We start from the raw sequence: 22,428 nt of genomic DNA, 5'->3' as shown, positions 1-22,428 counted from the left end.
GATCGTCCATGTCGATCAGGCGTTCAGCGCCGCCAGCACCACGGACCTGGCCTCCTCCTGGACCCGGCTCAGATGGTCCGGGCCGAGGAAGGACTCCCCGTAGATCTTGTAGACGTCCTCGGTGCCCGAGGGCCGGGCCGCGAACCAGGCGTTGGCGGTGGCCACCTTGATGCCGCCGAGGGCTGCGCCGTTGCCGGGAGCCTCCGTGAGGACCGTGGTGACCGGCTCTCCGGCGAGAGTGTCGGCGGTGACCTGGCGCGGGGACAGCTTGGCGAGCAGGGCCTTCTCCTCACGGGAGGCCGGGGCGTCCACGCGCGCGTAGGCGGGGGCGCCGAAGCGGTCGGTGAGCGCGGCGTAGTGCTGCGAGGGGGTCTTGCCGGTGACCGCCGTGATCTCGGAGGCGAGCAGGGCCAGGATGATGCCGTCCTTGTCGGTGGTCCACACCGAGCCGTCGCGGCGCAGGAAGGACGCCCCGGCCGACTCCTCGCCGCCGAAGCCGATCGTGCCGTCGGACAGGCCGTCCACGAACCACTTGAAGCCGACGGGGACCTCGACCAGCGTCCGGCCGAGGTCCGCCACGACCCGGTCGATCATGCTGGACGACACCAGGGTCTTGCCGATCCCGGCCGCCGCGGGCCACTGCTTCCGGTGCGCGAACAGGTACGAGATCGCCACGGCGAGATAGTGGTTGGGGTTCATCAGGCCCGCGTCCGGCGTGACGATGCCGTGCCGGTCGGCGTCGGCGTCGTTGCCGGTGGCGATGTCGAAGCGGTCGCGCTGCTCGATGAGCGAGGCCATGGCGTACGGCGACGAGCAGTCCATGCGGATCTTGCCGTCCCAGTCGAGCGTCATGAAACGCCAGGTGGGATCGGTGAGCGGATTGACCACCGTCAGGTCGAGCCGGTGCTGTTCGGCGATACGGCCCCAGTAGGCGACCGAGGCGCCGCCCAGCGGGTCGGCGCCGATGCGCACGCCGGCGGACCGGATCGCCTCCAGGTCCAGCACGTTCGGCAGATCGGCCACGTAGGCGCCGAGGAAGTCGTGGCGGCCGGTGCCGGGGGCGGCCAGGGCTCGGGCGTAGGGGATGCGCCGTACGTCCTTCAGGCCACCGGTGATGATCTCGTTGGCGCGGTCCTGGATCCAGGAGGTCGCCTCGGAGCCGGCGGGGCCGCCGTTCGGCGGGTTGTACTTGAAGCCGCCGTCGGCGGGCGGGTTGTGAGAGGGAGTGACGACGACCCCGTCGGCGAGCGCCGAGGTCCGGTGCCGGTTGTGGGTGAGGATGGCGTGCGAGACGGCGGGGGTGGGTGTGTAGCCGTCGGCCTGGTCGATCAGGACGGTCACGTCGTTGGCCGCGAACACCTCCAGGGCCGTGATCCGGGCGGGCTCGGACAGGGCGTGGGTGTCGGCGCCGAGGTAGAGGGGGCCGTCGGTGCCCTGTGCGGCGCGGTACTCGCAGATGGCCTGGCTGGTGGCGGCGATGTGGTCCTCGTTGAAAGCCGCATTGAGGGACGAACCGCGGTGTCCGGAGGTGCCGAAGGCCACCCGCTGTCCCGGTTCGGCCGGGTCGGGGTGCAGCGCGTAGTACGCCGTGACCAGACGGGCCACATCGACGAGGTCTTCGGGCCCGGCGACCTGCCCTGCTCGCGCGTTCTGCATTTCCCGCTCCTCCGCAAGGGTCGACCGTTGGGTACGCCTCATTCTCCCCTGACGGGGCGGCGGGGACGCGCGTGGGGGCGCGGTTGCGTCCTCACCGTGCCCGGCAAGGGGGACCCGACCGGCGAACCCGCCGACGAGGCGGGAGATGGGGGTTCAATGGCCGTCATGATGCGTAGAGGCACGTCATCCACCGCCGCCGTCGCCACTGTTGCCGCTTGCCTGTTCGCCGTTCTCACCGCGTGTTCCTCCGATTCCCGGGACGGATCCCCCGCCGAGGGCAAGGGCCGGCCGAAAGGGTCCGGGTCGGCGTCCGGCCCCACACACACGCCCACACGGTCGTCCACGCCCTCGCCCTCGCCCTCGCCGTCCGGGCCGTGTGCCGACGGGACCTGCGAGATCAAGGTCGCCGTGGGAGACGTGGTGAACGTGCCGGCGGCGTACGGCCTGGGGCCGATCAAGGTGACGGCGATCGGTGGCGGCAAGGTCGACATGGTCGCCGGGCTGACCGGGTCGGGCTACAGCGTCTCGGGCTGTTCCGGTGGCGGCGGTGTGTCGTCGGCGGGCGGTGGCGGTGTCGGGTTGAGCTGCGAGGAGGGCCCCGCCGCGACCATCAACGACGCCATGAGCCTGAAGGTGCTCGACGTCCTCGACGCGGCCGCCGTCCTGCGCATCGAACCCGCCCGGTGACGTACGGCCCGGCTCTCGCGGCCGGGCCGTTACCACGTTCCTCATCGACGCCGAGGCTCTCGTCCACGGGTGTCCCATGCGGAACACGCGGAAGTCGAAGGCTGGGGGGCATTCCCGGCCGGACCCGCCTCGCGGCCGGCAGGACCGGGGCGCCGGCCTGTCAGCAGGACGAGGGCCAGAGCGCCGGCGGCCGGCTGGCATACGGAGGTCCCCAGCATCAGAGGTACGGCTCCCAGCCCGCTGAGGGCTCCCGCCGCCCCCGCCCCGGCGGCAGCGAAGGTGCTCTTGAGCCCGGCACCGAGCGTGAAGATCTGGGTGCGGGCACCCGGCGGTGCGTACCGCTCACGGCTGGCCAGCAGCGCGCTGAACAGCGGGCCGGTGCAGAAGCCGGCCAGGGCGAACAGGGCGGCCGCGGCCACGGCGTCACCGGCCCACGGCACCATCGCCAGGGGGACCCCGGTCGCCGGCAGACCCCAGAGCACCACACGCTCCGGGTGGTGCCGGCCGACGGGGCGGTAGGCATAGCTCAGGGAGCCCGCCAGAGCACCGGCGGCGAACGCGGTCATCAGCCCGCCCGTCGCCCAGGGGGCGTGGTACTCGGCGGCGAGCAGGACGCTCACCACGGGCAGCGCCCCCACACCCAGCTGTGCCACGCCGCTTCCCCAAGTGACCGACCTCAGCGGGGAGTTGCGGACCAGCTCGACCGCTCCCCGCGCCAGGTCGGCAGCGCGGAGGCGTCCCGGTCCGGTGTGCCCGGGCGATCCGGCAGGTCCGGCAGGTCCGGGTGGTCCGGTCTGTTCGGGGGACCGTGGACGCAGCCGCAGCGAGAACAGCAGGAGCCCACCCGTCATCGCTCCGGCCCCCAGAACCGCCAGGGCCGCTCCCGCGCCCACCGCCGTGCCCAGAGCCGCCGCGACAGCGGGCCCACAGATGCCCGCCAGGTTGTACGACACCGCGTCGGCGCTGAAAGCCCTGGTCAGCCGTTCCTTGCTGAGCAGATCCGCCAGGAGACCGGTGAGACCGCCGGTCAGCAAGGGGGCGACGCACCCGGCGGCAACGGCCAGCGCCAGCACCACGGCGTCGTCGGCCCTGCCCACCAGGAAGGCCAGGGCGACGAGCGCGGCACCGTAGAGCGCCACAGCGCCGCCGTGGAAGAGACGGCGTCGCCGCACCGAGTCGGCCAGAACGCCGACCACGGGTGCGGCCGCCACGTGCGGGATCATCAGCGCGGCCACCAGGGCGCCGCCGAGCGTCGGGCTGTGGGCGCGCTGGGCGGCCAGCATGACGAGGGCGACGCGGGCTCCGTCGTCGGCGGTCCGGACGAGGACGGCCGAGGTCAGGTAGACGGGGAGCCGCGAGGGACCTCCGCTGCGGGGCGCCGGTCCGGTCATGGGCGTCGGGGCCCTTGGAGGGGCTGCTGATGGCGGTGCAGCACCCTGCCGTCGGTGTCCTCGGCGTCCTCGGCGTCCTCGGCGTCCTCGGCGTCCTCGGTGTCCTCGGCGTACTGGCTGCGGATTCGGCTGACGGTGCCGGTCGCGAGGGACGACCTGGTCAGCACGGATGTTCCATGGGTGAGGGACCGGGGGTGGCGGTCAGGGCGATCAGGGCGGTGATGCGCTTGCCGACTCTCAGCCGCTGGATGTGGAGGCCCTGGGCGACGGCCCTGACGATCTCCAAGCCGTGCCCGCCGACGCGGTCCGGGTCGGTGGGCTGCGCCGACGGCAGCGTGGGGTTGCTGTCCCCGACGACGACCTCCACCCGGGCACCGGTGCTGCGCAGCTCCATGACGACAGGTCCCGGGGCGTATTTGAGGGCGTTGGTGACCAGCTCACTGACCACGAGCTGGGTCGTTCCCACGGTGTACGGGGAGACGTCCCGGCCGTACTCGTCCCGGAGCCGGGCGAGGAAGTCGGCCGCGTGACGCCGGGCCCGGGCGATGCATCCCTCGTCCCCGGCCAGGGCGAAGCCGACATGTGCCAGGTCGCCGTCGTGCTCGGTACAGTCCTCGTCCTCGGATCGCGAACCCATCGGCATCAACCGTTTCCTTCCCGTCTCCGCGCGCGAGTGCCCACAGGGGCGCATCGGATGCGCACCCGAGGCGATGTTCGGCACAGCGGCCTGGTGCAGCCGACCGGGCTGGTGGGGCACAATCGTCCGCGAACGCTGCCCCGGCAGCCCGGCTCAGGTGAGGAACGGTGACCGACATATCGCCAACAGAGCGACCAGAGCGGTTGTTCGTCGCGCGGACGACTGCCGACGGCATCCGCGTGGTGACCCTGCGTGGAGACATCGACCACGATGTCAAGGACGCGCTGGCCACGGCACTGCTCCCCCCGGACGGTGCTGACGACGGTCAGGCACCCCGTGTCGTGGCGGACCTCAGCGGCGTGACCTTCCTGGACTCCACCGGCATCAACGTCTTCGTCCAGGTCTACCAGCAGGTCAGTGCGGCCCAGGGGTGGCTGCGCCTCGCCGCGGCCCGGGAATCGGTGACACGGGTGTTCGAACTCGTCGGCCTGGACACTGTCATCGCCTGCCATCCCACGGTCGAGCAGGCCCTGAACCCCTGACCTGCGACGCCGGTGCGCTGGGCGCCCCTCGCGGGCCTCTGCGGGACATGAAGATCACGGGCGCGACGATTCTTCGCCGACCGGAGTCGGCGAAGAATCACCGAGAGGCTGTCTGCTCAACCTCACGTCAGCCGAGTCGCCCTCATCGCCCCGCTCACACTTGCCGCTCACCCTTGCCGCTCACGCTTCTTCGACCGGTCGGCGTCGATCGCCGTGCCAGTCCAGGATCATGACCGTGGCATCGTCGCGAAGGCTGCCGTGGCAGGCATCGAGCACCGCGGCGGTCAGGGCTCTGACGGCTTCCCTCGGATGCAGCTCACCGGTGTCGTGAATCACCGAGGTCAGGTCCGCCACCGCGGCACCGCGTTCCAGCATGCCGTCGGTGAGCAGGATCAGGCGGTCGCCGGGACGCAGTTGCAGCTGCTGGAGTCGGTAGGACGAGGGTGCCGCCACACCGAACGGCAGATTGACGGCGAGCTTGACCTCCTCGACGGTGCCCTCACGCAGCAGCAGCGGCCAGGGGTGGCCGGCGTTGACCAGTTCGCACAGGCCCGTCTCCAGGTCGACGCACAGCAACTGCCCGGTGGCCAGCCCGCGGCTGTGGCTCAGCAGAGCCTGATGGGCGTGGTCGGCCTGCTTGAGGGCGTCGCAGCCGCTGCGGCGCGCCCGCCGCAGCGCACTGACCAGCAGGGTGGCCAGCAGAGCGGAGTTCGTGTCGTGACCCATCGCGTCGGTGATGGACAGATGCAGGGTGTCGCGGTCGAGGGTGTAGTCGTAGGTGTCGCCCCCGATGTCGTCGGCCGGCACCAGCCCGGCGGCCAGGGTGAACTGGACCGCCTCGCAGCAGGGGGCCGCGGGGAGCAGCTGGTGCTGGATCTCCGCTGCCAGGCTGGTCTCGGTGGTGCGCCTGCCCAGGTGGTACAGGTCGGTGAAGCGCCCGTCCGTGACGATGATGTAGGCCAGCGCGTGTGCCGCGTCGCGGACCTGCCGCAGCACGGTGTCGTCGGCGCACTGCAGGGTCACCTCCAGGACGCCGAGGCAGTCGCCGCGGTTGGTGACCGGCGTGATGACGCGCCGTCCGCCCTGACCGTCCGGTTCCACATGCTGGCGCTGGCTCCGCAGCACGCTGTCGTAGACGCTGCCCTGCAGGTCGATCGGCTCGGCGCGGTCCGTGCCGTCGGCCGGGGCGAGCCGTACCAGTCGCTGACCGATGAGGTCGACGAAGAGAAACGACACCCGCTCCGCACCGAACCGCTTCTGCAGGTCGCGCGCCACCACGTCGACGGACTCACCGGGCGGGGCCGCTTCCGCAGCGGCCAGCAATTCGCCCAGTTCCAGATCTGCACCCTCCACAGCAACCTCCCATCGGCTGCCGCAACTTCTTCCCCGCATCTGCCCAGCCTCACCTCAAAGGGTCGTCTTGGCTGGTCGAAGGCAGACCCATGCCGCCGGTCGAAGACAGCCCCATGCCCACCGCCCACGACCCGAAGGCCAGCGGCGCCTGTTGATCCACACCTGTTGATCCACACCCATAACGGGTAGACGCGACGGCATGGCTGAAGTGGTACAGGCTGGACTGTGGGGACTGGTGGCGGGCTCCGCGCTGCTGCTCGGGGCGGCGCTGGGGTACGGGCTGCGGGTGCCGCAGAAGATCATCGCGACCGTGATGGCCTTCGGTGCCGGGGTGCTGTTGTCCGCGGTCTCCTTCGAGCTGGTCGGGGAGGCGTACGACCAGGCAGGGCTGACTCCCGCGGTCGTCGGCACCCTCATCGGCGCCCTGGCCTACACGGCGGGCAACGTGTGGCTGGCCCGCCGGGGTGCCCGGCACCGCAAGCGCTCCGGTCACCAGCAGTCGGCGGCACAGCCCTCGGAGGCCCAGCAGGGCGGCTCCGGGACGGCGCTCGCGCTCGGCGCGTTGCTCGACGGTGTGCCGGAGTCCGCGGTGATCGGCGTCAGCCTGCTCGACGGCGGGGCGGTCAGCCTGGTGACCGTCGCGGCGGTGTTCATCAGCAACGTGCCGGAAGGGCTGTCCAGTTCGGCGGGGATGAAGAAGGCCGGCCGCACCAAGGGATACGTGTTCGGCGTCTGGGCCGCGATCGCCGCCGCGAGCACCGTGTCGGCCGTCCTCGGCTACACCGTGGTCGGTTCCTTCTCCCCCGCCTTGATCGCCGTGGTGACCGCCGTGGCCGCCGGGGCGATCCTCGCCATGATCGCCGACACGATGATCCCCGAGGCGTTCGAGAACGCCCACCTGGCCATCGGGCTGATCACCGTGAGCGGCTTCCTGGTCTCCTTCGCTCTGTCTCACGCCTGACCAGCCGCTCAGCCCACTCGGCCCACTCGGCCGGGAGCCGCTCCAGGTCGGTCCGCCGTGGGCGGAGTCTTCGGTGCGCGCGGCAGGGCGCCGACCGCCGCAACGACAACGACGGCACACACGGTGATCAGGGAGGCGGACAGGCCGTCCATGAACGCGGACTTGCCGCCGTCGGCGAGAGCCTGGCCCGGTGCCCCGAGGTGGTCGGCGACGTGGAGGCCGGCGGCGGCCGAATGACGTACCGACTCGGCGGCGTCGGCGGGGAGTTTGCCGACCGAGTCGGGCAGGGAGGAGCGGTAGTGGCTGCCGTAGATCGAGCCCATGAGGACGATCCCGACCGCGGAGCCGACCTCCCGATGTGCAGTAGTAGAGGTCCGTTCTCGGCAGCGGTGCGTCCGTGCGGTCGAGCCACCCCAGGAAGGGGGCGATCCCGATTCCCGCGCCGATCCAGATCTGGCGGGGCCAGCCGAGGGTGTGATCGAACATGCCGTAGGGGCCGCTGAGGGTGGCGGGGGTCCCGGACAGCAGATCGGCGTGGAGATGTCGGGTCGCGTCGCCGAGTGCGCGGGTGGTGAGACGGACCGCCCCTTCGCCGTCGACGCCGGCGACGCTGAACGGGTGCTCGTGCCAGGCGTGGTGAGGCCGGCGGCCCGGTGATCCCGTCATGAGTGGATGCGGTCGTGCCGGGCCGTGATGAAGGACGACAGCAGGTCCGCGGTGTGCGCGGGACGCTCGTACGGAGCCATGTGCCCGCAGTCCTCGATGATTTCGGTGCGCGTCGGCCGGACCAGGTCACGCGCTCGGTCGAACCCGCTGATGGGGGTGACCTGGTCCTCGGTTCCCCACGCCAGCAGGGTCGGTATGCCGAGGCCGCCGGTCCGCCGGTAGAGGTCCTCGCGGCCGGAGATCGGGTAGTTCTGCAAAGTGGAGAAGAAGCAGTACATCGATCCCTCGAACCGGTAGCAGTCCGAGATCATCGCGGTCAGGGGCTCGACGAGGGCGGGATCGGAGACATTGCGCCCGAGATGGCCGAGCAGGATCTTGCGGCCGAAGCGCCGGGCGGCGAACGAGGCGATCGGGTTGGCCTTCAGCGCACGCTGCTGCAGCGCGGTGTCGGTGGACAGGCCGGCCGGCCCGATGAGCGTGAGGGTCCGGACCGTCTCGGGGCGGTCCAGGAGGTAGGCCATCGCGCCCAGCGCACCCATCGACGTCCCCACCAGGTTCACCGGCGTGCCGATGCCGAGGAACGCGAGCAGCTCGCGGAGCTGGCGCACGAACATCGCCTCGTCGTACCGGCCCTGCGCGCGGTCGGAGTAGCCGCGGCCGTACGCACTGAAGGCCAGCGTCCGAATGCCCCGCGCGTGCAGCTTCGGCGCCACACCGTCCCAGTAGAACAGCGGAATGGTCAGTCCCGGCACCAGGACGGCGAGTTCACCGGTGTCGGGACCGCGCAACTCGTAGTGCGTGTACCCGTCGGACAGCTCGGCGAAGTCGCCGCGCAGCGATTCACGGGCGTGCGCGTCGAGTTGGAGAGTCTCGTCCGGCATCACGAAATACTTCATCGGGGTGTCTTCCTTCGAGATGTCTGGAGGAACTCGGTCAGCGTCCCCCCGACCCGGAGACCAGAAACTCATAACGGTTACAATGTTGCCGTTATGTGGCTCATGTCAAGCAGGCATACTTTTCGGGTGCCAACATCACGAGATCAGACGCGAGGAGGCGGGTCGCCGGTGCGGCGCTCCCCCGGCCGTCCGCCCGTTCCGCTGGAGCGGATCATCGACGCGGCGGTGCAGATCGTCGACGAGGAGGGCGCCGACGCCCTGTCGATGCGGACGCTCGCCCAGCGCCTGGGCTCCGGCACGGCCACCCTCTACCGACACTTCGACAGCCGGTCGGCTCTGGTGGCCCACGTCGTGGACCGCATGTTCGGCGGGATCGAGATCAGCGACGCCGAGCTCGCCGCCATGGGCTGGCGGGACGCGTGCCGTACGACGGTGCAGGCCATGTTCGACGCCGTGAGCCGGCACGAGAAAGTGGCGCCCCTGCTTGTCGAGGGGATCCCCGTCGGCCCGAACGCGATGGCGATGCGGGAGCGCTGCATCGCCCTCCTGCTCGCCGACGGATTCCCGCCGCAGGTCGCCGCGCGCGCCTACGCCACACTGTCCCGCTACGTGCTCGGCTTCGCGATTCAGGTCCGCGGGCACCACGACGCGGAACAGACCTCCAAGGACTCCCAGGCGTCCGCAGTCCTCCACGCAGCGGATCCCTCTCTGTACCCCGCCACCGCGGCGGTGGCCGACTGGATGCCGGTGCCGCTGGAGGACGAGTTCCGCTTCGGCCTGGAACTCGTCCTCGACGGGCTCGGTCGGCTGCGCGACGCCGACTGACGGTCCAGGAGACGGGTGGACGGAATCGCCGTGACCGGCGGCGTGGACGACATGGGTAAGTTCTTCGGCAACCGCCCCGGCGGCTGGAGGCCGCCCCTCGGTGCGGTCATGTACGCCGTTCCTCTCCCGGGCGGGGCCCGCGGGGGCGGCCCACGCCTCGCAGGCGGCGACTTCGTGCAGTACCGGCGCGTGTCGAAGGAGCCGATACCGCAGCCGCTGAGGCGGAAGGGGCGGCTGCGCAGCAACGAGGCGGGTACGGCAGCTTGTTCGCCGGCGACGGAGCCGATCTCCACGTAGCCGGTGGCGCCGTTGCTGTGGGCCGGCGCCACCGGCTTCCTGCTCAAGGACGCCCGGCCCGAGGAACTCGTGGCAGGCATCCGCGCGGTCGCGACAGGCGACGCCGTCGTGGCCCCTCGCCTGACCCGGCGGCTCCTGGACTCCTACGCCCACCAGGTCCTCTCCCCGGCCGGCGGGACTGCCCCCGACGATCCCCGCCTGGAGTCCCTCAGCGACCGCGAACGTGAGGTCCTGGTCGCCATCGGCCAGGGCTGGACGAACACCGAGATCGGCGAACGGCTCGTCCTCAGCGAGTCCACGGTGAAGAAACACGTCGGACGGGTCCTCGCCAAGGTCGGTGCGCGGGACCGCATCCAGGCCGTGATCATGGCGTACGACACCGGGCTTGTCAGGGCCAGGTAGCTCGGGGGCCGGGCGGGATGTCCGGCGCGGTCCAGAGCCTCCATCAGCCCCGGTGTGCCTCTGGCCAAGGCGCCTCGGCGTACCGTCGGGATCGGCCACCGGCGGATCTCCGGCTCAGGTCTCCAGCTGGTCAGTGCCGTCGCCGCCTTGGAGCATGTGGCGACGTTCCTGTTCGCGCTTGGAGTAGGCGGCTGCCCGGATCGCCTCGTCGCTCTCCAGGCCGGATCCCAGGGCCCCGCCCACCGTGGCGACCGAGGCCACGAACCAGGACAACGTCCAGTAGTCCATCGAGTCCAGCGGAGTTTGTGTCATGGAGGCGAACACCTGGTCGTTGAGGATGAACAGCGCCCAGACCAAGTTGATGACCATCAGACCCGCGTAGCACACGATCACACCAATACCCACGGTCAGGACGGTCGAGGCGTTGTAGAGCCTCATCCTCTGCCTCGCCTCCCGCGAGACCTCCGCCGATCGGTGCCACAGCTGCGCGTCCACGATCAGCCAGCCGATCATGAGCGCGACGGATCCGACCATGGCGATCACGAGGCGCGGCACGCTCAGGGCCTCGGCCAGGCCCCAGACGGTGGAGTTCACGGTGGCGACCGCTCCCGTGGCGAGTGCGGCCGCCAGGGCTTTCGACAATCCCGGCACCAACCGCCACGGCTGGTTGGCGCGGACCATACCGACGAGCACTCTCAGGTAACCGCGCGGCCCCCTGAGGACGTACCGAAGATCAGCGGTCTCCTCCGCACCGACAGCGCCCGGGTGAACGGGCGCGAGACGACTGACGAAGCGCCCCAGGGGCGGCTGACTCTGCGGAGGCCCTTCACCCCCGGAGACCCGCTGACGCGCCAGGCCGAGCACGGCTTCCTCCACGGCCCGCCGGGCCCTCGTCTGCAGACGCAGACCCCCCAGCGTGGGGAGTGACAGCAGCGCCAAGCCGTGTTCGTGACTCAGATCCACCACGAGCTTGTGCCCGTGCCAGTGCAGCGGAAGATCGGTGAGAGCCACGACGATGTCCCAGTTCTCCGCTCTTCCGCGGTCCATGAGCCGACCCATCAATGTGGGCAGGTCCTCCGTCCCCGCGGTGAAGGGCTCACTGACCACCTCGACGTCGAACCGCCGCCCCTGGCCCGACTTGTCGGCGAGCCGACCGGGAAGTGTCCGGGCCATGCGCTGAGCGACCTCCGTGGGCGTGTCCGGATCCGCCAGGAGAACCACCAGCGTGACGTCCTGAGGCGACACCCGCATGACTGGCTCCTTCTCGTCGGCTGACTGACCCCGCTACGACGAGTGCCCAGGATGCCCCCGAGGTGACATCGGTGCCGCGTGACACTCTGGCTCCCGTCGGCGGATGCGGGCGCTCCGGCCGGACCGGCCCACGATCGCGTGCGCCGCCGTGAGCACCCGCTCCCGCTCCACTTCAGGGTCAACGCCAGGACACGGCCCGGCCCGTCACCGGCCGGGGCCCCTCGGGGCCCGCGGTGCGGACCAGGTTGCCCGTGTTTTCCCGGTGGTCGCGCACGAGGCGGATCGCCATGCCACCCTCACCGGCCGCCGAGGCCACCCGTTCGACCGAGCCAACGACCTCGCGAACGCCGAGGACCGGCTCAACCTCCAGGTGGCGACCCGAGTGCGGAAGATCGTGCTGGGCGGACCCGGCTGACAGCCCGCCGGATCGACTCAGGCCCAGGCGGTCACCGGCACGAACGAACTGTCCTGCCGGGAATGTCGCACGCCACGAGTGGCCCCCGCCTGACCTGCGCAGTGGCCCGCTCCTGCAGCACCCGTCGCACATTCCTTGCACATTTTCGGCAACCGACCGTGACTCGCAGTCTGCGTGCAGGATTGCTTCAGAGGTCACGACTCCCTCCTTCCCTTTTGCCTTGTAGCGACCGACCTTGAGTCCCGCTTCCGCGCACGAGGCCGACCGTTCTCCGTCCCCTCTGCTCGTCGCGAGATCCGCTCCGAACGAGGCACCAAAGCCTGCGCAGGCAGCCCCGGAGGGGACACGGCGGGGCGGCACCCCGGCAGCGATCAGAACAGCGTCCATGAAATCCCTCAGGTCCCGGAACGTGGCCGAGGGCGGGATCTTCACCCCGTTGGCGCGCGCTTGCCTCTTCGCTCGATTAAACGCCTCGGACAGCGTGTTCCTCCGTGTCCCGCGCCGGGTCACAGTGACGAGTTGGTCGTACTCCCCAGGCCGAAGGCAGGGCCGATGTGCTCGGCCGGGCGGCGACGGCGCAGCACGGCCCGTATCCGCGCCAGCAGCTCGGCGAGCCCGAAAGGTTTGACGAGGTAGTCGTCGGCGCCCTCGTCCAGAGCGACCACCCGGTCGGCCTCCTCACCCCGCGCGGTCACCGCGATGATCGCGGCGTCCGACCGGGCACGCAGCCTCCGGCACAACTCGACACCGTCGATGTCCGGCAGGCCCAGAACCAGCAGGACGACGTCGGGTGTGGGCGCCGACAGCGCCGCCCGCCCGGTCCGGACACCTTCGACTCCGTATCCAGCCTGCCGCAGGCCGCGCACCAGGGACTCCGCGATGCCACGGTCGTCCTCCACGACCAGCACCCGCGTCTCCTCGGCACCACCCCTGGTCTGGGCATTCATACCTCTGCCCGCCTTCCGAGCGAGGGCGACCGCTGCCCTGATTCCCCCAGGGTGCGTCGGCGCCTTCGCTGACGGTACGGGTCAAGCGTCCCCCGTCGAAGGATCACCTCGTCTCGCTGGTAGCCGTGGTGTCGACGAGAGCCGCCCGGCCGGCCTCCAGACGTGCCGCCGGGATGCGGAAGGGCGAGCAGGAGACGTAGTCCAGGCCCGCCCGGTGGAAGAAGTGGATCGAGGCCGGATCGCCGCCGTGCTCGCCGCACACGCCCGTCTCCAGTCCCGGGTCGATCTCGTGGGCCGCCGTGACGGCGAGTTCCACCAGCCTGCCCACGCCCTCCTGGTCGATCGACTCGAAGGGCGAGACCGCGAAGACGCCCTTGTCCAGATAGAGCGGGAAGAAGGAGGCCTCGGCGTCGTCGCGGGAGAGCCCCCAGGTCGTCTGGGTCAGGTCGTTCGTGCCGAAGGAGAAGAAGTCGGCGGCCTCGGCGATCCGGGCGGCAGTGAGCGCGGCGCGCGGCAGCTCGATCATCGTGCCGATCGGGCAGTCCAGCGGCGTGCCGGTCTCGGCGGCGACCTCGGCGAGGACCCGTTCGGTCTCCGCGCGGGCCAGGCGGAGTTCCTCGACCGTGCCGACCAGCGGGATCATGATCTCGGCGCACGGTCGGCCGCCGTCGCGCAGACGCCGTACGACCGCCTCGGCGATCGCCCGCACCTGCATGGCCATCAGGCCGGGCACGGCCAGGCCCAGCCGCACCCCGCGCAGGCCCAGCATGGGGTTCTGCTCGTGCATCCGCTCGACGGCGTGCAGGAGTTCACGGTCGTGGAGGTCCGGATGGACGGACTGGGCGAGGCGGACGGCGAGTTCGGTGCGGTCGGGCAGGAACTCGTGCAGCGGCGGATCGATGAGCCGGATCGTCACCGGCAGGCCGTCCATCGCCTCCAGGATGGCGGTGAAGTCGGCGCGCTGGAGCGGCAGGAGGGCATCCAGGGCCTCCGCGCGCGCGGTGTCGTCGCGGGCCAGGATCATCGCCTCGATCAGGGTCCTGCGCTCGCCGAGGAACATGTGCTCGGTGCGGCACAGTCCGATGCCCTGGGCGCCCAACGCCCGTGCCCGTACGGCGTCCTCGGGTGTGTCGGCATTGGCGCGCACCTCCAGACGGCGTACCGCGTCGGCGTGCGCCAGTGCGCCGAGCACGGCCTCGGTGAGCGCTCCCTCGCCCGTACCGGACTCCAGGGCCCGTCCGACGTCGGACGCGGTCAGCGGCAGGGCGCCGAGGTGGACGGTACCCGCGGTGCCGTCCACGGAGACCGTGTCGCCCTCGTGGACCATCGTGCCGGAAGGGGTGGTGAACCGGCGGGCGACGGGGTCGACGGCGAGTGCCTCCGCGCCGCACACGCACACCTTGCCCATGCCGCGGGCCACGACCGCCGCATGACTGGTCTTGCCGCCCCGGCTGGTCAGCACCGCCTGGGCGGCGATCATGCCGGGCAGGTCGTCGGGGGTGGTCTCCCGGCGGACCAGGACCACCTGTTCACCGGCGGCGGCCCGCCGTACGGCCTCGGCGGAGTCGAAGACGACCGCGCCGACTGCGGCACCCGGCGACGCGGAGATCCCTTGGGCGAGTGGCGCGTCGGTGGCCTTGGCGTCGAAGCGGGGGAACATCAGGCGGGTGAGTTCGGCGCCGCTCACCCGGGTGAGGGCTTCGTCCGCCGTGACGACGCCCTCCTCGCGCAGGTCGTGGGCGATGCGGAAGGCGGCCTCGGCGGTGCGCTTGCCGACGCGGGTCTGAAGGATCCACAGCCGCCCGCGTTCGACGGTGAACTCGACGTCGCACAGGTCCCGGTAGTGGCCCTCCAAGGTCCGCAGGTGGTCGCCCAGTTGGACGTAGGAGCGGGGGTCGAGCTGCTTCATCTCGCTGATCGGCAGCGCGTCGCGCACGCCTGCGACGACGTCCTCGCCCTGGGCGTCCGGCAGGTAGTCGCCGTAGAGCCCGCGTTCGCCGGTGGCGGGATCGCGGGTGAAGGCGACTCCGGTGCCGGAATCCGGACCGAGGTTGCCGAAGACCATGGCCTGCACGTTGACGGCCGTGCCGAGGTCCTCGGGGATGTGCTCGCGGTGGCGGTAGACGCGGGCACGTTCGCCGTTCCAGGAGTCGAAGACGGCACGGACCGCGCGGGCGAGTTGCTCAGCCGGGTCCTGGGGGAAGTTCTCACCGGTCTCTCGGCGGATCAGGTCCTTGAACTCCCCCACCAGCGCCACGAGTTCGGTGGTCGCGAGTTCGTGGTCGGTGGCCACTCCCAGCGCGGTCCGGCGTGCGGCGATGGCTTCCTCGAAGAGGTCGCCGTCCACGCCCATCACCGTGTGGCCGAACATCTGCACAAGGCGCCGGTAGGAGTCCCAGGCGGAGCGCTCGTCGCCCGTCACCTTGGCGAACCCGGCGACGGACTCGTCGTTCAGGCCGATGTCGAGGATCGTGTCCATCATGCCGGGCATCGAGAAGCGGGCGCCCGAGCGGACGGACACCAGTAGCGGGTCGGCGGCGGCGCCGAGGGTGCGGTCCATGGCGTGTTCCAGTCCGGCCAGGGCACGGGCGGCCTCGACGCCCAGTTCGGGCGGCTCCTCGCCGGTGGCCAGATAGACCTTGCAGGCCTCGGTCGTGACCGTGAAGCCGGGCGGCACGGGCAGTCCCAGCCGAGTCATCTCGGCCAGTCCTGCGCCCTTGCCGCCCAGGAGTCCTGCCATCTCCCGGCTGCCCTCGGCGAACGTGTACACGTACTTCGTCGGCGTGCTCATCACGGCTCCAGACCTCTCGCTCGCGGGATCACACTCATGGCTCTCACTCATGGCTCTCACTCATGGGGAACGACGGCCACGGGGCAGCCGGCGTGGTGGATGACTGCGTGTGCGACGGGCCCGGTACGGGCGAGCGCCGGGCCCTGAGTGGTCCGGCGGCCCACGACGAGCAGGCTCGCTCCGGAGGTCGCGCGGATCAAAGGAGAGGCGGGTCGGCCCTCGGTGAGGGTCTCGACGACTTCGACGCCGGGGTACTTGTCGCGCCAGGGCTGGAGGACGGCGGCCATGAAATCCCGCCACTCGACGGCGCGCCACGGCTCCTCGATCAGGCCGATCTCCCCGGGACCGAGTCCGAACGGCCCAGGCGACTGCCAGGCGTGCACCGTCCGCAGCCGGCTCCCGTGATCCCGTGCGGCCTCGAAGGCGAACTCGATCACCTCGTCGCACGGGTCCGCCAGGTCGAGCCCCAGCACGACGTCCCGCCGACCACTCCCCTCGGGCCCGGCGGTCTCGTACGCGCCCGCGCCCTCACCGACCGCCGGTACGAGGACGACGGGCCGGGCGGCTCGCGCGACGACGCCGAGGGCGACCGAGCCCACCAGGAATCCCGTGAAACCGCTAAGCCCTCGTGAACCCAGCACCAGCACGTCCGCCTGTGCGGCCGCCCGCAACAGGGCCGCGGTGGCGGGCCCCTCCACCTGCTCCTCCTCGAAGCGCACCTGAGGACAGGCCCGGCCGATGCGCTCCTCCGCCTGTCGCAGAGCTCGGCGCGCCGCCAGACGCTGGGCCGCGGTGGCGGGCTCACCGTCCTGGCGGGGATGCCAGCTCCAGGCATGCACGAGCCGCAGCGACCGGTTCCGCCGTACGGCCTCGCGGGCGGCCCACTCGGCCGCCGCGAGGCTCTCGGCCGATCCGTCGACTCCGGCGATGACGGGCGGGGGCATGGCGTGCACCTCCTGCGCTTCGACTGCTCCTCGCTGCCAGCGTCGCTCCGGCGCCCCTCCCTCGGTATGGGCCGCCAGGGCTCGGGCCGGGTCCGTTCGGCCCCTGTGGGGCCGGCCGGCGGTGGGGCACCGTGAGGGCATGAGGGCGTGTACGCGGATCGCCGTCGTCGGCGTGGGCAACGAGTTCCGGCGCGACGACGGGGTGGGCTGGGCCGTCGTGGCCCGGCTGAGGGAGCGGGCCACACGGGAGTCGTGGCCGTCGGATGTCGTGCTGGCCACCTGCGACGGAGACCCCGCGCGGCTGATCGGCCTGTGGGAGGGCGTGGATCTGGCCGTCGTGGTGGACGCGGCCCACGCCCACCCGGGCACACCGGGCCGGGTCCACCGCCTCGCCCTGCGCGAGGCCCGCCTGTCCGGGCCGACGACCACCAGTTCGCACGGCCTGGGGCTCGGTGAGGCCGTGGAGCTCGCGCGCGTGCTCGGCCTCCTGCCGCGCGAACTCGTCGTCTACGCCGTGGAGGGCGCCGACGGCGACTTCGGTACCGGTCTGTCCCCCGCCGTGGCCGCCGCCGTGGACCCGCTCGCCGACGCCGTCGAGAGCGACATCGCCCGACTGCGGCATCCGCTGTCCGGGAGCCGGCCGTGAACGCCCGGCGCTTCGAGGTGTACGGCACCGTCCAGGGGGTCGGCTTCCGTCCCTTCGTGTACCGCACCGCGGCCGAGCTCGGGCTGACCGGCTGGGTGGCCAACGTCAACGGTCACGTGGAGGGCGAGGTCGCCGGACCCGCCGGCCGTATCGAGGCGTTCGCCGACCGGCTGCGGTCCGCCGCGCCGGCCCTGGCCCAGGTGCGCCGGGTCCGGCTGACCGAGGGCACGCGGCCGTCGTACGGCGAGGGGTTCCGGGTGCGCCACAGCGTGCCCGCATCCTGCGACCCGGCCGCGCGCGAGATTCCGCCCGACGCCGCGATCTGCGCTGCATGCTTGAGCGAGCTGCGTGACCCGGGCGACCGCCGACACCGCTATCCCTTCGTCAACTGCACGGACTGCGGCCCCCGCGCCACGATCATCGAGGACCTGCCCTACGACCGGATCCGCACCACGATGCGGGCGTTTGCGCTGTGCCGCGACTGCGCCGCCGAGTACGCCGATCCCGGAGACCGGCGCTTCCACGCCGAACCCGTGGCCTGCCCGGTCTGCGGCCCCCGGCTCGCCTGGCAGGACCTGCGCGGGGAGGAGGCGCTGGGGGCGGCGGTCGCGACGATCGCCCGCGGCGGGATCGTCGCCCTGAAGGGCCTGGGCGGTTACCAGCTGGTGTGCGACGCCGGTGATCCGCGCGCGGTGGCCGAGCTGAGGCGCCGCAAGCACCGTCCGGCCAAGCCGTTCGCCGTGATGGTCGACGGACTGCGCACCGCGTCACGCCTGGCCATGATCGGCGCGACGGAGGAGCGCGCCCTGACGTCTCCGGAACGTCCCGTCGTGCTCCTGGCCCGCCGCGGTACGCGAGGGAACTCCCGGCTGGCCCCGCAGGTGCACCCCGGGCTCGCGCGCGTCGGCCTGTTCCTGCCGACCACGGGCCTGCACCACCTCCTCCTCGACGACCTGGCCCGGCCCCTCGTGGTCACCAGCGGCAACTTGAGCGACGAGCCCATCGCCGTGGACGACGCCGAGGCCCGCCGTGCCCTGTCAGGTGTGGCGGACGGGTTCCTCACCCACGACCGCCCGATCCGGGCACGCTATGACGACTCCGTGGTGCAGTTCGCCGGCCGGACCCGCATCACCGTCCGCCGCGCCCGCGGCCTGGCCCCCGCGCCGCTGCCCCTGCACGTGCGCGAACCGGTCGCCGGAGCCGGGGCCCAGCTCAAGCACACCTTCACGCTGGCCGCGGACGGCCGTGCCGTGCTCGGCCCGCACACCGGTGACCTGTCCGGCCTGGCGTCCCACGAGGCGTTCCAGGCCTCGTACGGCCATCTCAAACGCCTCACCGGCATCGAGCCGGGCGTCCTGGCGCACGACCTCCACCCCGGCTACCTGTCCACCCAGTGGGCCCAGGCACAGCCCCTGCGCCGCGTCGCGGTGCAGCACCACCACGCGCACGTGGCCGCCTGCGCGGCCGAGCACGGTGTACGCGGACCCTTCCTCGGCATCGCCTACGACGGGCTCGGGCTCGGGGACGACGGCACCCTGTGGGGCGGCGAGATCCTCGTCGCCGATCTGACCGGCTACCGCCGCGTGGGCAGGTTCGCGACCGCGCCCCTGCCCGGCGGCGACGCGGCGGTACGCCACCCCTCCCGCACGGCCCTCGGCCATCTGCTCGGTGGCGAGACGCTGGGCTCGCCCCGGCCCTACCCGTGGCTGACCCGTGCCTTCACCGACCGGCTCGACCCGCGCGAGGTCACCGCCGTGACCGCCATGGTCGCCAGGAACGTCAACTGCCCCCGGGCCTCCAGCGCCGGACGGCTCTTCGACACGGTAGCCTCCCTGCTCGGCCTCGCCGACCACGTCGGCTACGAGGGCGAGGCGGCCGTCCTGCTGGAGGCGGCGGCCGGTGACACGCACGCCGTGCCGCTCGCCCACCGGCTGGTGCGAGTGGAGGGGCTGTGGGTGTACGACCCGGCCCCGACCCTCACCGACCTGCTGGCACGACAGCTCGACGGGGAGCCGGTCGCCCCACTTGCCGCGGCATTCCATCTGACCCTGGCGATCGTCACCGCCGGCCTCGTCGCCCACGCGGTCACCGAGGGCGCGCCGCACACCGTGTGCCTGGGCGGCGGCTGCTTCGTCAACCGGCGGCTGCTGACCGAGGTACGGCGCCGGCTGCGCGCGCAGGGGCTGCGGGTACTGGTCGGCGGACAGGTGCCCGTCGGGGACGGCGGCATCAGCTACGGCCAGGCGGCGGTCGCGGCCGCCCGGCTGACCGGGAAGGAGTGAGGACGGATGTGTCTGGGGATCCCGGGGCTGGTGCTGGAGGTCCACGACGACGCGGGGCTGCGGATGGCGACCGTGGACTTCGGGGGGATACGCCGCGAGGCGTGCCTGAGCTGCACGCCGGAGGCGGACGTCGGGTCGTACGTGATCGTGCACGTCGGGTTCGCCATCACGCTGGTCGACGAGGCGGAGGCCCGGCGGACGCTCGAAGTGCTGCGGGCCATGGCGGGGGCGGTGGAGGGGGAACTGGGTGAGCCGTTGCCGTCCGCCGAGGGGCGGGACGTGCGTGATCCGGCCGGCTGAACAGTGCGGGCGGTCCCGCGGCCGGGGCCTGACGGCCCCATGAGGGGACGGTCGGCCCATGCCCCGGACAGCGGTCCGGCCACACGCTGGAAGTGGAACCGTCCGAGCCGAGGAGGACCGTCATGACCGCCGCCGTCGACACCGCCGTACTGGACCGGGACGGGCTCGGTTCGCTGGTCGACGCTCTCGTCGGCGACGGGCGGACCGTCGTCGGGCCCACCGTCCGGGACGGGGCCGTCGTGCTCGCCGAGCTGGCCTCCGCGGACGAACTGCCCTACGGGTGGGGCGTCGAGCTGGACGCCGGGCGATACCGGCTGGTCCCCCGTGACGACGGGGCCGTCTTCGCGCACAGCGCGGGGCCGCAGTCCTGGAAGTCCTATCTGCATCCGGCGCGGGAGCGGCTGTGGAGCGCCGACCGTACGCCGGAGGGTGACGTGTCCTTCGAGCGGCACACCCCCGAGGCGCCGGCCTACGCGTTCCTCGGGGTACGGCCCTGCGATCTGCGGGCCATCGCGATCCAGGACCGTGTCCTGACCGGCGGACGGTACGCGGACGAGGGGTACGGCGCCCGCAGGCGGCGCGCGCTGCTCATCGCAGCCGAGTGCACCGAGCCCGGCGCGACCTGCTTCTGCGTCTCCACGGGCGGCGGCCCCGCGGCCGACCCCGGATACGATCTCGCGCTCACCGAGGTTGTCGACGACGACGGCCACCGGTTCTTCGTGCGGATCGGCAGCGAGGAGGGCGCACGGCTGCTGGAGCACGTGCCCCACCACGACGCCGACATGGTCACCGAGGCCGTCGCACGCGCTTCGGTCGACTCCGCCCGGGACCGCATGGGCCGTGCGCTGCCGCCGGTCGACCTGCGCACGCTGCTGGGCGCGAGCCTGGAGGCCGACCGCTGGGACGACGTCGCCCAGCGCTGTCTGACCTGCGGCAACTGCACCCTGGTCTGTCCCACCTGCTTCTGCACCACCACCGAGGAGGTCACCGACCTCACCGGCGACCACACCGAGCGCTGGCAGCGCTGGGACTCCTGCTTCGACCTGGACTTCTCCTTCCTGCACGAAGGGCCGGTGCGCCCCTCGGCGAGGTCCCGCTATCGGCAGTGGCTCACCCACAAACTCTCCACCTGGCACGACCAGTTCGACAGCTCCGGCTGTGTCGGCTGCGGGCGGTGCATCGCCTGGTGCCCGGTCGGCATCGACATCACGGAGGAAGTCACCGCCCTGCACGCCGAGTCCGAGTCCGAGTCCGAGACGGAGGCCTGAGCGATGACCCCCTCGATCGCCCTGCGCCTGACCCACGCGCTGTCCCCCGCGCACCGGGAGCGGCTCCTGCGCGTGGCCCACGAAGTGGACCTCCCGCCTGGCGCACGCCTCTTCGACGAGGGCGGGCACGCCGACCGGTTCTGGATCGTGCGCGAGGGCACGGTCGCCCTCGACCTGCATGTGCCCGGCCATCGCACACCCGTCATCGAGACGGTGGGCACCGGGGATCTCGTGGGCTGGTCGTGGCTGTTCGCGCCGTACGTCTGGCAGCTGGGCGCCTGCACGGTGACGCGGGTGACGGCCTACGAGTTCGACGCCGTGGCGGTGCGCCTGATGTGCGAGGACGACGCCGAATTCGGCCGGGACATCGCCGTGTGGCTCGGCCGGGTGCTGTCCCAGCGGCTGAGCGCGGCCCGGACCCGGCTGGTCGACCTGTACGGGGCTCCGGCGGGCGGTGACGGGCGATGACCGCCGTACCCGTCCCGTATCTCGTGGTCGATCACCGGCGGGAGACCTCGGAGTCGGTCACCCTGTGGATCGAACCGCTGGCCGAGGCGCTGGACGACTTCGCGCCGGGTCAGTTCGCCATGGTGCACTGCTTCGGGCGCGGGGAGATCCCGCTGTCCGTGAGCTCGGTGCAGGCCACGGGCGGGCTCGCCCACACGGTCCGCAGCGTCGGCGCGGTCTCCGCGGGACTGTGCGAGGCCCGCACCGGGGACGTGCTCGGGCTGCGCGGACCGTACGGCACCGGCTGGGAGCTGGAACGGGCCCGCGGCCGGGACCTGTTGGTCGTCGCGGGTGGCATCGGGCTCGCCCCGCTGCGGCCGCTGGTCCTGAGCGCGCTGGCCGAGCCGGAGGCGTACGGGCGGATCAGTGTGCTGATCGGCGCCCGGACCCCGGCCGACCTGATCGCCCGCGAGGAGCCGAAGCTCTGGCGCACTGCGTACACCGGGGTGATCGTCGACTGGCCCGACGCGGACTGGCGCGGCGACGTGGGCGTGGTCACCCAGCTGCTGGACCGGGCTCCCTTCGAACCGGCGAACACCTGCGCGTTCGTCTGCGGCCCCGAGCCGATGATCCGCGCCACCGCCCGTGAGCTCGCCCGGCTCGGCGTGCCCCCGCAGCGGGTCCGGGTCTCGCTGGAACGGAACATGCGCTGCGCCACCGGGCACTGCGGACACTGCCAGCTCGGCCCGCTGCTGGTGTGCCGGGACGGACCGGTCGTCGGCTGGGACCAGGCCGAAGCCCTTCTCTCCGTACGGGAGTTGTGA

Annotated in this window: 23 protein-coding genes and 1 pseudogene; 13 read left to right on the top strand and 11 right to left on the bottom strand. The window is 72.0% G+C overall.

The features are described 5' to 3' along the window. Positions 1 to 15: 15 nt before the first annotated feature. The gene (gene pgm, locus RKD20_RS41260) at positions 16 to 1,656 is read right to left on the bottom strand and encodes a phosphoglucomutase (alpha-D-glucose-1,6-bisphosphate-dependent) (protein ID WP_424882183.1); all 1,641 of its coding nucleotides are present in this window, start codon (positions 1,654 to 1,656) and stop codon (positions 16 to 18) included. Between the two features lie 408 nt (positions 1,657 to 2,064). On the opposite strand from pgm, the gene RKD20_RS41255 reads away from it, so the two are divergent. Continuing rightward, positions 2,065 to 2,343: a hypothetical protein gene (locus tag RKD20_RS41255; RefSeq protein WP_424882182.1), complete on the top strand. Its 279-nt coding sequence runs from the start codon at positions 2,065 to 2,067 to the stop codon at positions 2,341 to 2,343. Positions 2,344 to 2,384: 41 nt separating this feature from the next. On the opposite strand, the gene RKD20_RS41250 is transcribed toward RKD20_RS41255, so the two are convergent. Genes RKD20_RS41250 through RKD20_RS41240 form a run of 3 tightly spaced genes read right to left on the bottom strand, consistent with a single transcriptional unit; the run spans position 2,385 to position 4,377 of the window. Then, positions 2,385 to 3,734 (bottom strand): MFS transporter, encoded by a 1,350-nt coding sequence (locus RKD20_RS41250; protein WP_424882181.1) that lies wholly within the window; start codon positions 3,732 to 3,734, stop codon positions 2,385 to 2,387. Then, the gene (locus tag RKD20_RS41245; protein ID WP_424882180.1) at positions 3,731 to 3,901 is read right to left on the bottom strand and encodes a hypothetical protein; all 171 of its coding nucleotides are present in this window, start codon (positions 3,899 to 3,901) and stop codon (positions 3,731 to 3,733) included. The genes RKD20_RS41250 and RKD20_RS41245 overlap by 4 nt, the downstream gene beginning before the upstream one ends. Further along, positions 3,895 to 4,377 carry an ATP-binding protein gene (locus RKD20_RS41240; RefSeq protein ID WP_424882179.1) on the bottom strand — a complete coding sequence of 161 codons (483 nt, stop codon included), beginning with the start codon at positions 4,375 to 4,377 and terminating at the stop codon, positions 3,895 to 3,897. Before RKD20_RS41240 ends, RKD20_RS41245 begins: the two co-directional genes overlap by 7 nt. 161 nt (positions 4,378 to 4,538) lie before the next feature. Between RKD20_RS41240 and RKD20_RS41235 the strand changes: the two genes are divergently transcribed. Beyond that, positions 4,539 to 4,913, top strand: a complete 375-nt coding sequence (locus RKD20_RS41235) for an STAS domain-containing protein (RefSeq protein WP_424882178.1) — start codon at positions 4,539 to 4,541, stop codon at positions 4,911 to 4,913. A gap of 180 nt (positions 4,914 to 5,093) precedes the next feature. Here RKD20_RS41235 and RKD20_RS41230 read toward each other — a convergent pair whose 3' ends face one another. Next, complete coding sequence (locus RKD20_RS41230; RefSeq protein ID WP_424882177.1) at positions 5,094 to 6,266, bottom strand: PP2C family protein-serine/threonine phosphatase; 1,173 nt, start codon at positions 6,264 to 6,266, stop codon at positions 5,094 to 5,096. Positions 6,267 to 6,465: 199 nt separating this feature from the next. Between RKD20_RS41230 and RKD20_RS41225 the strand changes: the two genes are divergently transcribed. After that, positions 6,466 to 7,227, top strand: coding sequence for a ZIP family metal transporter (locus RKD20_RS41225; RefSeq protein WP_351991205.1), 762 nt, complete (start codon positions 6,466 to 6,468; stop codon positions 7,225 to 7,227). An 8-nt stretch (positions 7,228 to 7,235) separates the two neighbouring features. Here the strand turns inward: RKD20_RS41225 and RKD20_RS41220 are convergent, their stop codons facing one another. Both RKD20_RS41220 and RKD20_RS41215 read right to left on the bottom strand, forming a co-directional pair. Further along, entirely contained in the window at positions 7,236 to 7,550 is a 315-nt protein-coding gene (locus RKD20_RS41220; protein WP_424882176.1) for a hypothetical protein, read from the bottom strand. A gap of 339 nt (positions 7,551 to 7,889) precedes the next feature. Continuing rightward, a complete protein-coding gene (locus tag RKD20_RS41215; protein WP_424882175.1) occupies positions 7,890 to 8,789 on the bottom strand; it encodes an alpha/beta fold hydrolase in 900 nt (299 codons plus the stop codon). A gap of 168 nt (positions 8,790 to 8,957) precedes the next feature. On the opposite strand from RKD20_RS41215, the gene RKD20_RS41210 reads away from it, so the two are divergent. The 3 genes and pseudogenes from RKD20_RS41210 to RKD20_RS41200 all read left to right on the top strand — a co-directional run. Next, positions 8,958 to 9,614, top strand: a complete 657-nt coding sequence (locus RKD20_RS41210) for a TetR/AcrR family transcriptional regulator (RefSeq protein WP_424882174.1) — start codon at positions 8,958 to 8,960, stop codon at positions 9,612 to 9,614. 15 nt (positions 9,615 to 9,629) lie between these two features. After that, complete coding sequence (locus RKD20_RS41205; RefSeq protein WP_424882173.1) at positions 9,630 to 9,911, top strand: hypothetical protein; 282 nt, start codon at positions 9,630 to 9,632, stop codon at positions 9,909 to 9,911. A 15-nt stretch (positions 9,912 to 9,926) separates the two neighbouring features. Continuing rightward, positions 9,927 to 10,313, top strand: a pseudogene (locus tag RKD20_RS41200) (LuxR C-terminal-related transcriptional regulator); the annotation flags it as partial. A gap of 114 nt (positions 10,314 to 10,427) precedes the next feature. Here RKD20_RS41200 and RKD20_RS41195 read toward each other — a convergent pair. Beyond that, entirely contained in the window at positions 10,428 to 11,564 is a 1,137-nt protein-coding gene (locus tag RKD20_RS41195; protein WP_424882172.1) for a hypothetical protein, read from the bottom strand. Between the two features lie 262 nt (positions 11,565 to 11,826). Here RKD20_RS41195 and RKD20_RS41190 point away from each other — a divergent pair, with 262 nt between their 5' ends. Beyond that, complete coding sequence (locus RKD20_RS41190) at positions 11,827 to 11,979, top strand: hypothetical protein (protein WP_424883509.1); 153 nt, start codon at positions 11,827 to 11,829, stop codon at positions 11,977 to 11,979. 506 nt (positions 11,980 to 12,485) lie between these two features. Here the strand turns inward: RKD20_RS41190 and RKD20_RS41185 are convergent. The 3 genes from RKD20_RS41185 to RKD20_RS41175 all read right to left on the bottom strand — a co-directional run bounded on the left by RKD20_RS41185 (position 12,486) and on the right by RKD20_RS41175 (position 16,661). Then, positions 12,486 to 12,926 carry a response regulator transcription factor gene (locus tag RKD20_RS41185; RefSeq protein WP_424882171.1) on the bottom strand — a complete coding sequence of 147 codons (441 nt, stop codon included), beginning with the start codon at positions 12,924 to 12,926 and terminating at the stop codon, positions 12,486 to 12,488. A gap of 103 nt (positions 12,927 to 13,029) precedes the next feature. Further along, positions 13,030 to 15,717: a pyruvate, phosphate dikinase gene (gene ppdK, locus RKD20_RS41180; protein ID WP_424882170.1), complete on the bottom strand. Its 2,688-nt coding sequence runs from the start codon at positions 15,715 to 15,717 to the stop codon at positions 13,030 to 13,032. Between the two features lie 56 nt (positions 15,718 to 15,773). Further along, on the bottom strand, positions 15,774 to 16,661 hold the full coding sequence (locus RKD20_RS41175) for a universal stress protein (RefSeq protein WP_424882169.1): 888 nt from the start codon (positions 16,659 to 16,661) through the stop codon (positions 15,774 to 15,776). Positions 16,662 to 16,800: 139 nt separating this feature from the next. Here RKD20_RS41175 and RKD20_RS41170 point away from each other — a divergent pair, with 139 nt between their 5' ends. The 6 genes from RKD20_RS41170 (at position 16,801) to RKD20_RS41145 (ending at position 22,428) form a co-directional block, all read left to right on the top strand. Beyond that, complete coding sequence (locus RKD20_RS41170; RefSeq protein WP_424882168.1) at positions 16,801 to 17,307, top strand: hydrogenase maturation protease; 507 nt, start codon at positions 16,801 to 16,803, stop codon at positions 17,305 to 17,307. Next, entirely contained in the window at positions 17,304 to 19,589 is a 2,286-nt protein-coding gene (hypF, locus tag RKD20_RS41165; protein WP_424882167.1) for a carbamoyltransferase HypF, read from the top strand. The genes RKD20_RS41170 and hypF overlap by 4 nt, the downstream gene beginning before the upstream one ends. A gap of 6 nt (positions 19,590 to 19,595) precedes the next feature. Further along, a complete protein-coding gene (locus tag RKD20_RS41160) occupies positions 19,596 to 19,889 on the top strand; it encodes a HypC/HybG/HupF family hydrogenase formation chaperone (protein ID WP_424882166.1) in 294 nt (97 codons plus the stop codon). Positions 19,890 to 20,011: 122 nt separating this feature from the next. Beyond that, positions 20,012 to 21,157, top strand: a complete 1,146-nt coding sequence (locus RKD20_RS41155) for a 4Fe-4S dicluster domain-containing protein (protein WP_424882165.1) — start codon at positions 20,012 to 20,014, stop codon at positions 21,155 to 21,157. A gap of 3 nt (positions 21,158 to 21,160) precedes the next feature. Continuing rightward, entirely contained in the window at positions 21,161 to 21,625 is a 465-nt protein-coding gene (locus tag RKD20_RS41150) for a Crp/Fnr family transcriptional regulator (RefSeq protein ID WP_424882164.1), read from the top strand. After that, positions 21,622 to 22,428: an FAD/NAD(P)-binding protein gene (locus tag RKD20_RS41145; RefSeq protein ID WP_424882163.1), complete on the top strand. Its 807-nt coding sequence runs from the start codon at positions 21,622 to 21,624 to the stop codon at positions 22,426 to 22,428. Before RKD20_RS41150 ends, RKD20_RS41145 begins: the two co-directional genes overlap by 4 nt.

The organism is Streptomyces sp. SLBN-8D4, from assembly GCF_049739545.1.
Taxonomy (GTDB): domain Bacteria; phylum Actinomycetota; class Actinomycetes; order Streptomycetales; family Streptomycetaceae; genus Streptomyces; species Streptomyces canus_C.
The sequence above is the reverse complement of the archived record's forward strand: the minus strand, read 5'-3'. Positions and strand labels throughout refer to the sequence as shown.